This window comes from Nonomuraea sp. NPDC050680, assembly GCF_040654555.1.
Taxonomy (GTDB): domain Bacteria; phylum Actinomycetota; class Actinomycetes; order Streptosporangiales; family Streptosporangiaceae; genus Nonomuraea.
On record NZ_JBFAIF010000012.1, the window covers coordinates 174,427 to 184,574 of the forward strand.

The 10,148-nt window shown below is 68.3% G+C and carries 12 protein-coding genes and 1 pseudogene; 5 read left to right on the forward strand and 8 right to left on the reverse strand.

The features are described from left to right. Positions 1–45: 45 nt before the first annotated feature. Entirely contained in the window at positions 46–1,506 is a 1,461-nt protein-coding gene (locus AB0H88_RS33300) for an HEXXH motif-containing putative peptide modification protein (RefSeq protein ID WP_357651488.1), read from the reverse strand. A 64-nt stretch (positions 1,507–1,570) separates the two neighbouring features. Beyond that, the gene (locus AB0H88_RS33305; RefSeq protein ID WP_284735274.1) at positions 1,571–1,696 is read right to left on the reverse strand and encodes a hypothetical protein; all 126 of its coding nucleotides are present in this window, start codon (positions 1,694–1,696) and stop codon (positions 1,571–1,573) included. 320 nt (positions 1,697–2,016) lie between these two features. Here AB0H88_RS33305 and AB0H88_RS33310 point away from each other — a divergent pair, with 320 nt between their 5' ends. Then, complete coding sequence (locus AB0H88_RS33310; RefSeq protein WP_357651490.1) at positions 2,017–2,877, forward strand: TIGR03619 family F420-dependent LLM class oxidoreductase; 861 nt, start codon at positions 2,017–2,019, stop codon at positions 2,875–2,877. 64 nt (positions 2,878–2,941) lie between these two features. Here AB0H88_RS33310 and AB0H88_RS33315 read toward each other — a convergent pair whose 3' ends face one another. Then, on the reverse strand, positions 2,942–3,355 hold the full coding sequence (locus AB0H88_RS33315; RefSeq protein WP_357651492.1) for a DUF4345 domain-containing protein: 414 nt from the start codon (positions 3,353–3,355) through the stop codon (positions 2,942–2,944). Between the two features lie 90 nt (positions 3,356–3,445). Between AB0H88_RS33315 and AB0H88_RS33320 the strand changes: the two genes are divergently transcribed. Both AB0H88_RS33320 and AB0H88_RS33325 read left to right on the forward strand, forming a co-directional pair. Further along, on the forward strand, positions 3,446–4,075 hold the full coding sequence (locus tag AB0H88_RS33320) for a helix-turn-helix domain-containing protein (RefSeq protein ID WP_357651494.1): 630 nt from the start codon (positions 3,446–3,448) through the stop codon (positions 4,073–4,075). A 158-nt stretch (positions 4,076–4,233) separates the two neighbouring features. After that, entirely contained in the window at positions 4,234–5,769 is a 1,536-nt protein-coding gene (locus AB0H88_RS33325) for an alpha/beta fold hydrolase (RefSeq protein ID WP_357651496.1), read from the forward strand. 131 nt (positions 5,770–5,900) lie between these two features. Here AB0H88_RS33325 and AB0H88_RS33330 read toward each other — a convergent pair. Beyond that, a pseudogene (locus tag AB0H88_RS33330) lies at positions 5,901–6,047 on the reverse strand (isochorismatase family protein); the annotation flags it as partial. Between the two features lie 34 nt (positions 6,048–6,081). On the opposite strand from AB0H88_RS33330, the gene AB0H88_RS33335 reads away from it, so the two are divergent. Continuing rightward, positions 6,082–6,747: a nitroreductase gene (locus AB0H88_RS33335; protein ID WP_357651498.1), complete on the forward strand. Its 666-nt coding sequence runs from the start codon at positions 6,082–6,084 to the stop codon at positions 6,745–6,747. A gap of 51 nt (positions 6,748–6,798) precedes the next feature. Here the strand turns inward: AB0H88_RS33335 and AB0H88_RS33340 are convergent, their stop codons facing one another. From AB0H88_RS33340 to AB0H88_RS33350, 3 genes are read right to left on the reverse strand one after another with little or no spacing between them, the layout of a single operon-like run. Further along, positions 6,799–7,386 (reverse strand): dihydrofolate reductase family protein, encoded by a 588-nt coding sequence (locus tag AB0H88_RS33340; RefSeq protein WP_357651500.1) that lies wholly within the window; start codon positions 7,384–7,386, stop codon positions 6,799–6,801. A 4-nt stretch (positions 7,387–7,390) separates the two neighbouring features. Beyond that, positions 7,391–7,993 (reverse strand): dihydrofolate reductase family protein, encoded by a 603-nt coding sequence (locus AB0H88_RS33345; RefSeq protein ID WP_357651502.1) that lies wholly within the window; start codon positions 7,991–7,993, stop codon positions 7,391–7,393. 13 nt (positions 7,994–8,006) lie between these two features. Beyond that, positions 8,007–8,180: a hypothetical protein gene (locus AB0H88_RS33350; RefSeq protein ID WP_357651504.1), complete on the reverse strand. Its 174-nt coding sequence runs from the start codon at positions 8,178–8,180 to the stop codon at positions 8,007–8,009. Positions 8,181–8,385: 205 nt separating this feature from the next. Here AB0H88_RS33350 and AB0H88_RS33355 point away from each other — a divergent pair, with 205 nt between their 5' ends. After that, the gene (locus AB0H88_RS33355; RefSeq protein ID WP_357651506.1) at positions 8,386–9,435 is read left to right on the forward strand and encodes a helix-turn-helix transcriptional regulator; all 1,050 of its coding nucleotides are present in this window, start codon (positions 8,386–8,388) and stop codon (positions 9,433–9,435) included. A gap of 151 nt (positions 9,436–9,586) precedes the next feature. On the opposite strand, the gene AB0H88_RS33360 is transcribed toward AB0H88_RS33355, so the two are convergent. Then, a complete protein-coding gene (locus AB0H88_RS33360; protein WP_357651508.1) occupies positions 9,587–10,114 on the reverse strand; it encodes a hypothetical protein in 528 nt (175 codons plus the stop codon). Positions 10,115–10,148: the final 34 nt, after the last annotated feature.

Consider the following 10,148-nt stretch of genomic DNA (forward strand, 5'->3'; position numbering starts at 1 on the left):
GGTGAGCTCAGGAGCCTACGGTGAGCTCAGGAGCCTACGGTGAGCTCAGGAGCCTACGGGGACGATGAGCCCGACCGAGAGGAGATCGGCCACACCGAGCCCCAACCGGTCATCCGTGCCGGGTCCGGCTGCCTGGCGGTACCGCTCGCGCAGCGACGGCAGGTCCCTGCCATCGCACAGGGCGTAGATCAGCCAGGCCTGTTCGTTCAGCCATTGGAAGCTCGGCGCGCCGGGTGTGACGGCCACCAGCTGACCCTGCTCGGGGATCGGGCACACCTGAACCGGCTGTGCCTGGCGGTAGCCCCGTACCTCCAGCTCCACCTCCGTGCGTGGGTGGGCCGCGACGGGTAGCGGTTCGGGCAGGATTTCCGGCGCGAGGGGGGCCACGGCGCCGATCAGCCAGTCGACGAACCGCCTCCCACTGGCCGTCAGCATCCCGCCGTACGCCTGCGAGGCCTGCCGGGCGAGATAGGTCACCCGTTCGACAGTGGTGGTGTACTCACCGCTCCCGGCCGCCTGACTGCCGGGCGTGGCCTGATCGACGAAGTCGATCGCGGGCGGCTCTCCGTACTTGGCGCGCAGCTCCGGGCCGGCGTCGGCCGCGGCCGCGCGGAAGAGCAGCAGGTGAGCGTAGACGTGCATGGCGAACAGCACCCGCGACAGCGTCCACGACTTCAGGCGCCAGGGGATCGGGATCAGCTGGTCCGGATCGGCGGCCATGGACCCGGTGCGCAGCACGTCGAACAACTTCAGGTGCAGGCCCTCGTGGAACAGCGTCTCGGCCGCCATCCAGGGGTCGGCCAGCCGCTCGGGGGCCAGGAGCACCGCCGAAGGAAGCGGATCGCCGCCGGAGATGGAGTTGAGGACCCCGTCGGCCAGCTCATCACGGGCCAGCCCGGTCAGGGAGATGTGCGGCAGCACGCCGGCGCCGGTGTTGGGCAGCAGTTCGGCGAGCAGTTCGGCGCCCTGGCCGAGTCTGGCCAGCATGCCGGCGTCGGGACGTACCCGACCGGCGGAGCCGCTTTTCGAGAGGGTCCCGGCGAGCAGTTCTTCCAGGCGAGCGGCCAGCACCCGTTCCGGCTCGGAGCGCGGTTCGAGATCGGTCCACACCCACGAGACGGCATGGCTGGGCCATGGACGCACCCTGGGATGAGACAGGCGCTCGCATGGCCCGAGGCCGTCGAGCACGTCGGCCGCACCGCCTTCCAGGTAGCCGACCAGAGTGTCGTTCTCACCGGCCTGTAATTCCAGGGCGGCCAGGTCGTTCTCGAACGCGTTGCGCAGCACCGGGTCGTACATCACCGGGCGGAGCTCGGCGTCATCAGCCTGGCACAATCGCTCCAGCCGGTCGGCGGCGTGTGGGTGGTGCCGGGCCAGCACGCCGAGACCCAGGCGGTAGCGAGCCAGGTTCCTGACCTCGATCGCCTCGGCGCTGCCGAACCGGGGATCCGAGCCGAGTGTCAGGTCGATGCGGGCCGTCAGATCGGCAGGTGATTCGGTGTCCAAGACGTCGCCTCCATTCACTGGTGGGGGACCGGCGGCGGGATGTCCCGCCGCCGGTCGGCTGGTTCTACTGGACGCGGGGTGACGAGAACTCCGGGACCCACGCGCGCTCGTGCACGGCATCGGTCGTCACGCTGGGGGCGGTGTTCCCTGCCAGCGGGAACTGCGGCAATTCCACGGTCTGAGTCGGCATGCTGTTTCCTTTCGTGCGGTGGATCGCTTGGCGCTCTTGAACCTACGAAGCGAGGGTGTGGGCCCGGTGTGGCGGAGCACGGAGCCGCGCCGGATAAGCACGAACGGTCGCGGTGGTAACCAGCCCGCGGCGGCGGGCATGCAGGGGACAGGAGCCAGCGGTTCGTATTGATTGACGCCAATGTCAAGGTTGCATACTTGCCGCATGATTCGATCACGAGCCGCCGGTGCCGTACTTCTCACGGGAGATCATCACGATCACCCCAATCAGATCGTCTCTTGGGGGCTTGACGGGTCTAGGTCGAGCCGAAAGGTATGACGATGAGATTCGCGATCAGTTACTCGACAGCCGACGGGCTCGACCCCGACAGGCTCGTGACCTATGCCCGGCATGCTGAGGATTGCGGCTTTGAGGGGCTGTACCTGCCTGAACACGTTGTGCTGTATCCCGGCGCCACGGTCGGCCCCTTTGAGCTCCCGCCGGCCCTGCCCTACCCCGACCCGCTCGACTGCCTGGCCTTCGTCGCGGCGGCCACCCAGCGCATCCTGCTCGGCACTGGCGTGCTGCTGCTGCCGTACCACCACCCGGTGGTCCTGGCCAAGCGCCTGGCGACCATCGACGCGTTGTCCAAGGGACGGATGCGGCTGTTCACCGTGGGGTTGGGCACGCTGCCCGGCGAAGCCAAGGCGATGGGAGTCGACTTCAGCACACGCGGACGACGTACCGACGAGGCCATCGACGTGCTGCGGCTGCTGTGGGAAGGCGACGAGAAGGGTGTCAGCTTCGACGGTGAGTTTTTTGGCTTCGACAACGTGACGAGCTACCCGAAGCCGCACCGAGCCACACACCTGCCGATCCACGTCGGCGGGTCGAGCCGGGCGGCCGCACGACGCGCCGGGCAGCGCGGTGACGGGTATTTCCCCGGCGGCGCGCTCACTCTGGAGGAACGCGCGATCCAATGGAAGCTGGCCCAAGCCGCCGCAGCGGAGGCCGGCCGTGACCCTGGCGCGCTGGAGCACACCCGATGGGGGTCGATCGACATGTCCGCCGAACAGGTCGAGGCCTTCGCCGCGCAAGGCGTGACCCGCATCGTGGTCAGCCCCACCTCTGCGGAACCAGAACACCAGCGCGATGAGATGTCCGCGTTCGCCGAACGGTTCGCTCTGCTCAGCACCGGCTGACCCACGAAAGGGCGGCGACATCGTCGAAACGACGCCTCCGGCAGCGGCCGTGGAGATCGCGCGTTCATCGCCCGGCGGGCTCGGGCGCCACGTCGCTGCGCAGGGCCCGCTCCTCCGCGTCGGCCAGCCAGAAGAAGACCGGCGGCAGGCCGAGCTCGATCACCGTCAGCGCGATCTGGAACCCCTGCGGCCAGCCGTGCACGGCGAGCGAGAGCAGCCGCCCCACGCCGCCCAGCAGGAAGACGCCGGCCAGCCATCGCACCGCCCGAGCTGGGATCGGACGCTGGCGCGCGGCCCAGAGCCAGGCCAGCCCGTAGCCGGCGAAGCTGGCCCCCATGAACCGGCCCCAGCTGTCGATCGTCGTGCCGGCGGAACCGGCGCCGGGGATCGCCGCGTTGCCGAGTGCCACGTGAAACAGGCCGATCGCGACGCAGGCCCAGCCCATCAGCTGGGTGAGTACGCGCAGAACCCTGGCCATAATCCCTCCAAGTCGCCGTGGCGGAGCTTAGTTGACATGCGTCTACTACATTGGGCGTTCTAGTAGACCCGTGTCAACTAAGCTTCTTGCGTGCCTCCTCGCCAGCGACTCACCCCGGCCGACCGCCGCGCCCAGCTCCTCGCCGTCGGCGCCCGGCTCTTCGCCGCGCACCCGTACGCTGACGTGCTGATGGAGGAGGTCGCCGAAGAGGCCGGCGTCTCCCGGGCCCTGCTCTACCGTCACTTCCCCAGCAAGCACGCCCTCTTCGCGGCCATCTACCAGCAGGCGGCGGACCAACTGCTTGCCGAGACGCGACTCGACCCCGCCGCCTCCCTGGTGGAGCAGCTCATCCAGGGTATGGACGTCCATCTCGACTACTTCGTGGCGAACCGCAACGCCGTCCTCGCCGCGAACCGGGTCCTCGCGGGCGACCCGGTGATCCAGACGATCATGACGAACGAGCTGGACGCGCTCCGTGCGCGGCTGCTGACCGTACTCCCGCTCGCGGACGAGAGCGCCCGCGAGGCTGTGCCCGGTGTCCTGAAAAGCTGGCTGGTTTTCGTCCAGGTCCTCTGCGTCGACTGGCTCACCCACGCCACCTGTACCCGCACCCAGCTGCGCGATGTCTGCATCGGCGCGGTTCTCGGCGCCCTCCGGCCGCTGCTCGCCGAGGACCCCGCCCCCGACTGGCCGCGACGAGGGCCCGCCGCGGGTGCCTAGGGCCTGGGTGCCCTGAACGGCACCGTCTGTTCGGGGTGCGTCGACTTTCCGCCAATTTATGAGTGCAAGTCCCATCAAAGTCCCGCACGGGCCATGATCAAGGCAGGCCGCACGCTCGTAAAACGGGGGGCGTGCAGGCCGACCAAGATTGGAGCAACGTGCGAAGAAAGACGACTCTGCTCGCTACCGCGCTTTTAGCACTGGCCGCGGTTCTACCAGTTCCTGCGGCCGGCGCGGCGACCGAGCCCGAAGCCGTAGGACAGAGCAGCATCACCTGGGCGCCCTGTGAGGAGGAACCCAGTGCCGAGTGCGGCAAGCTGACCGTCCCCATCGACTGGTCCAAGCCGAACGGCGAGTCCATCGACCTGGCCATCGCCCGGCGCAAGGCCACCGACCCGGCGGCTCGGGTCGGCTCCCTGGTGATCAATCCCGGCGGCCCGGGCGGTTCGGGCGTCGAGGCCGTGTACGGCGCTCCCGACTCCTACACCGAGGAGCTGCAGAAGCGCTTCGACATCGTCGGCTTCGACCCCCGGGGCGTGGGCCGCAGTCATCCGGTGATCTGCTCGGCCTCGGTGTACAACCAGATGCCGCACACCGTCATGTCGAGCCAGGCCGACTACAACGCCTGGGACGCCTTCACCAAGAAGCTGCACCAGGACTGCCGGGCACGCACCGGCCCCCTGTACGACCACGTCGACTCGCGCAACGTCGCGCGCGACATGGACGCCCTCCGCGCCGCCCTCGGCGAGGAGAAGCTGACCTACTACGGCATCTCGTACGGGACGCTGATCGGCCAGATGTACGCCGAGATGTTCCCGAACCGGATCCGGGCCCTCGCGCTCGACAGCAACATGGACCACAGTCTCGGTGTCGCGGGCTTCCTCAGCACCGAGGCGATCGCCATCGAGGACGCCTTCGACCAGTTCGTGGGCTGGTGCGAGGCCGACACCAGCTGCATCCTGCACGGGCGTGACGTCCGTCAGATGTGGCGGGATCTGCGGGCCAAGGCCCGGCGCGGCGAGCTGTACTATCCGACCGCCCCGGACCGCCCGATGACCGAGCTGCAGGTCATCTACAACGCGGCGCTCGGCACCGAAGGGCCCGACTGGCGACTGCTGAGCGAGGTCATCAACTGGCTGAGCGGCGGGCCCGAGCCGTCGTGGGTACCGCCGCTGCCGGGCCGGGGGCCCGTGGAGGGCGACACCGCCGAGCTGCCCACCCGGATCCTCTGCCAGGACTACAGCCTCCGGGTGCGGAACTACGCCGAATACGCCGTCTACATGGGCATTTCCAAGCGCCTGGCCCCTGACGTGCGGTACCACCCGTACCCGATCGACGACATGCCCATCTGCCTCAACTCCACCACGACCAACCCGCCGCACCGGCTGAAGTACACGGGTGACGCGCCGATCCTGCTGGGGAACTCGCTGCATGATCCCGCCACGCCGTACATGTGGTCCGCCAACGCGGCGCGGCAACTCGGTCCGAAGGCGGTGCTGCTCACCTACGAGGGCTGGGGGCACCGCATCTACGGCAAGGACAAGTGCCAGACGGACATCATCGACCAGTACCTGATCGCTCTGACCGTGCCGCCGCCCGGCACCCGCTGCGCCGTGGGCACGCCTGAGGAGAGCGTGCTCAAGAAGCAGCAGCTGCCGCAGAAGACGTGGCCGACGGACAAACAGCACTGGTAGGTAATCAGAGCCGCCGGACCACGGCACACGCCGCGGTCCGGCGGTTTTCTTGAGACGGCTGTGGTCGTCTGGTCGAAGACCTCGACGCATCCACGCAGGATCGTCAGCATGACCGTGTCAGCACCCCTGGCCGGGAAGACGCGGTTGGTCAGGAAGTCGTGCACGTCCGGTTCCTCGTCGGCGCAGGCGTCGCTGAGCACGGTCAGGCGGTAGTCGCGGTCGGCGGCGTCGTAGAGCGCAGCGGCGACCATCGCCCCGGTCGCGACACCGGTCAGCACCGCTGCCCGCCATGGAGTGAGAGGACGAAAAGACGTGGATGTGTATGAAGCCGTGAACAGCCGCCGGGCTGTGCGGGCGTTCAGCGATGAGCCGGTGCCCAAGGAGGTACTCGAACGAGTGCTGGCTGCGGCGACGCGGGCTCCGTCGAGTGGGAACCTCCAGCCGTGGCATGTGTATGTTGTGACCGGCGAGCCCTTGGCCGAACTGAAGAGACGCGCGACGGCCAGGGCGCTGGCGGGAGACCCGGGTGATGAGCGGGAGTATCCGATGTACCCGGCCGGACTGACCTCGCCGTATCTGGACCGTTTTTCCGCTGCGGCCGCCCAGCGGTACAAAGCGCTGGGAATCAAGCGCGACGACCCCGACAGGCCCGCGAAGATCGCCGCCTTGAACTCTGAGGCGTTCGGGGCGCCGGTCGTACTGTTCTGCTACCTCGACCGGACGATGGGGCCCGGTCAGTGGGGGGACGCGGGGATGTACCTGCAGACGGTCATGCTGTTGCTGAGGGCGGAGGGGTTGCACAGCTGCCCCCAGGTGATGTGGACGATGTATCGCAAGACCGTCAGCCAGATGGTCGGAGCCGATGACGGGCTTGTGCTGTTCTGCGGTGTCGCGGTGGGATTCGAGAAGGAAGGCGTGCCACGGCTGCGTACTGGACGGGCGGACATGACAGAGACAGTGAGCTTCATCGGAGTGTGACCCGCTGACCGGTGATCCTCACAACAGGCGGGTCGTCAGTTCGGCGGCGGGTCACGGGCGGCGGATGCGGTAGCGCAGGTGCGTGACGTGCTGGGTGAGTTCCTCGACCTGCGGCGTGGTCAACCGGCGGACCGGGTCGAGTTCGATGTGCTCGGCCGGCAGGTCGTCGAACAGCCGGCGTCCCTGCCCGAGCAGGACCGGTACGACGTGTAGTTCGAGCTCGTCGAGCTGCCCTGCGCGCAGCAGCGCCTGCGCCGCCCCGGCGCCGTGCACCATCACGTCGCCGTCCCCGGCCGCCGCGCGGGCCTGTGCGGCGCACTCGCGGACGTCGGTGACGTAGCGGACGCTGCCCGGCGGCGGGTCGTCCGGGACGTCGTGGGTCAGGACGAAGATGGGGACGCCGTCGTGATGGTCGCCCTGCCAGCGGTCGGCGTGCTCGTAGGTGCGGCGGCCGGCGATGACGGCGCGGGTGGCCAGCGCCTCGGCGTACACCTGTCCGCTGGGTCCCGGGGCGTTGCGCCGGTCGAGCCAGTTGAAGAGCCGGAACCCGCCGATTCCCAGCGGGGTGTCCGGGCTGTCCTGCGGCCCGGTGACGTAACCGTCCAGGGACATGGTCATGTACAGCCGGATGAGCGCCATCGCCTCAGCCCCCCGTCCTCACGCGGTAGCGCAGGTGCGTCACGCCCGGCCCGTCCGCGGCACGGAGCAGTTCGAGCTCGATGTGGTCGGGCGGCATGTCCTCGAAGAGCGGTTCACCCTGTCCGATCAGGACCGGGACCAGGTGAATCTGCAGCTCGTCCAGGACGCCGGCGGCAAGTGCCAGCTGAGCGGTGCGGGCTCCGTGGACCAGTACGTCCTTGTCGCCGGCCACGTCCTTGGCCATGTTCATCGCGGCCGTTACGTCGCTCACATAGGTGACCCCGGGCCATTGCAGCCCGGGATCGGGCTGATGGCGGCTCAGGACGAAGATCGGCACGCCGTCGTGATGGTCGCCGCCCCAGCCGTCGGCGAGCTCGAACGTCCGCCGGCCGACGACGACCGCCCCGGTGGCCATGACCTCGTCCATGACCTCACGGTTCGCGCCCGCCAGGTGGTCGAGGTCGCTCCTGTGATCGGCGTCGGCATCCGGCAGAAACCACTCATGCAGCCGATGCCCTTCGTCACCGAGCCCGTTGCCCGGCCCCGCGTTCGGCCCGGCGATGAACCCGTCCACCGACATCGACATGTACAGCACCGTCTTACTCACGTTTCCGGTCCTTTCAGTACGTCCAACGGGGTACCACGAGAGTCATCGCGGGTCCGATTCGGTGGTCGTGAACTCGATCCCCTCTGACCTTGCCGACGCCCATGTGGCGGACCTTGAACGAGATGTCGGAATGAACGGGATCGCCGACCCAGGCGCCGGCGGCGAGGGTGCTATCGACGGTGATCATGGCGTAGGGCTCCCTTTGTGCGGCCCGGCCTGCCCGGGCGAATACTGATATGCGCCCAGCATGCGAGATCGTCCAGCCGGGTGGAATCCCAGATTTCTGGGATGATGCCGACGATCGTCATAAGATCCCGATCGTGGTCAACGCGATGGCGGCGCATGCGCGCGTCCGCGAAGAAATCGTCAGGCTGGCTCACCGAGGACTGTCCGTGCCAGAGTTCTCGCGGGCCGTCGGCGATGCCTTGGGCCGGGCCGTGCCCGCCGAAGGCACCTGCCTGATGACGACCGACCCGGCGACCATGCTCCCGACCGCCGAGTTCGTGGAGAACGGCCTGCCCGCGGCAGAGCTGCTCCGGCTCGTGGAGATCGAGGTGCGTGAGCCGGACTTCAACAGGTGGGTACAGCTCGCCCATGCCGGCCGCCCGGCCGGCAGCCTGAGCGAAGCAACCGCCGGTGACCTCGACCGTAGCCTGCGTCAGCGGGAGATCCGTAGCCCCGGGGGATTCTCCGATGAGTTGCGGGTGGTGCTCGCCGGCAGCACGGGGACATGGGGGCAGCTGACGGTGTTCCGGGAGGCGAAGCGCCCGTACTTCTCCTTGGCCGAGGTGGAGTTCGTATCGTCGATCGCCCCCCTGATCACCGATGGTCTACGGCGTGGCCTGTTGCTCGGTGGCGCACAGGCCGGTGACGACGACGTCGGTCTGCTGATCCTCGACACCGATGACGGCGTGCGCATGTCCAACAAGGCAGCGGATCGTTGGCTGGACGAGTTGGGCACCGGCGACAGAGCGGGCGCTCGGCTGCCGCTGGTGATCTCCGCTGTCGCTCGCCAGGCCCGTTCCCTCTGCGGCCCGGCAACCAGTGCGGCACCTGCGCCGACCGATCTCCGGCCGGCCAGGGCCCGAGCGCGCACCCGGGCCGGTCAGTGGCTGATCGTCCGCGGCTCGCTGCTGAATGACGGTCCGGAACCGCAGGTCGCGGTGATGCTGGAAGTCGCTCGCCCCGCCGAGATGGCGCCGCTGATGGTCGATGCCTACGGCTTCACCGACAGCGAGCGCCGGGTCACCGAGCTGGTGGCCAAGGGCTTGTCCACCAAGCAGATCGCCGGTCGGCTGCATGTGTCGTCGTACACCGTGCAGGACCACCTGAAGTCGATCTTCGCCAAGTCGGGCACCGGTTCACGCGGCGACCTGATCGCCCGGCTGTTCCTCGATCACTATGCCGCCTCCTTGACGTCGGGAGGCGCGGCACACACGTGAAGGCCGCTGAAGGAAGCCGCGGTCATCCTCAACGCCCACACCGAACCGGACCCGGATGTCCCGCCGTTCCTGGCCGAGTTGCAGCAAGAGACCGTGCACACCTTATGGCTCGGACCCGGACATCGGGGTCCCAGCCATAAGGCGGAGCGGGTCACCTTCCCCGGCGGGCGGCCTTGCCACCGGCACCGAAGAACAAGATGGTCGCGGCCAGACCCAGCACGGCGACGAGCACGTCGGCGACCAGCGTGAGAGTGGGCAGGGTGATGAACAGGCCCACCAGCTTGAACAGGACGGAGATGATGACGATGATGGTGGCGAAGATCCGGACGGCGCCGCCGCCGCGCAGTGCCAGCCAGGCGAGCAGTACGAGCACGAGCGACCAGAAGATCGTGCTGTAGGCGAGCCCGGAGTAGATCATCTGGAGCGACTCGAACCGGTCGCTGTGGATGTCGACCTCGTCGAGGCTTACGGGGGCAGAGCCCGCGTCCGAATTCGCGGCGATCTGTTCTTTGATCGCCTCTGCGCCGGAGACGATGAGTCCGATGGCGCTGATCACATTGAGCGCCGCGGCGGCGATGGCCGTGTACACCGCTCGGGTTAAGTTCGCCGGCCTCTCGGGGGCCTTGGCGGCGCGCCGGTCTTCGAAGTTTGCGGGTGCCTGCTGTTCGTACATGGCCATGCGGACCTCTTTCAGGAACGTTGTGCGTCTCGAC

Excerpts from the sequence above, each read along its gene's own strand:
- AB0H88_RS33305 (WP_284735274.1), bottom strand. The coding sequence starts at position 1,696 with ATGCCGACTCAGACCGTGGAATTGCCGCAGTTCCCGCTGGCAGGGAAC.
- AB0H88_RS33310 (WP_357651490.1), top strand. The coding sequence starts at position 2,017 with ATGAGATTCGCGATCAGTTACTCGACAGCCGACGGGCTCGACCCCGAC.
- AB0H88_RS33315 (WP_357651492.1), bottom strand. The coding sequence starts at position 3,355 with ATGGCCAGGGTTCTGCGCGTACTCACCCAGCTGATGGGCTGGGCCTGC.
- AB0H88_RS33340 (WP_357651500.1), bottom strand. The coding sequence starts at position 7,386 with ATGGCGCTCATCCGGCTGTACATGACCATGTCCCTGGACGGTTACGTC.
- AB0H88_RS33350 (WP_357651504.1), bottom strand. The coding sequence starts at position 8,180 with ATGATCACCGTCGATAGCACCCTCGCCGCCGGCGCCTGGGTCGGCGAT.
- AB0H88_RS33360 (WP_357651508.1), bottom strand. The coding sequence starts at position 10,114 with ATGGCCATGTACGAACAGCAGGCACCCGCAAACTTCGAAGACCGGCGC.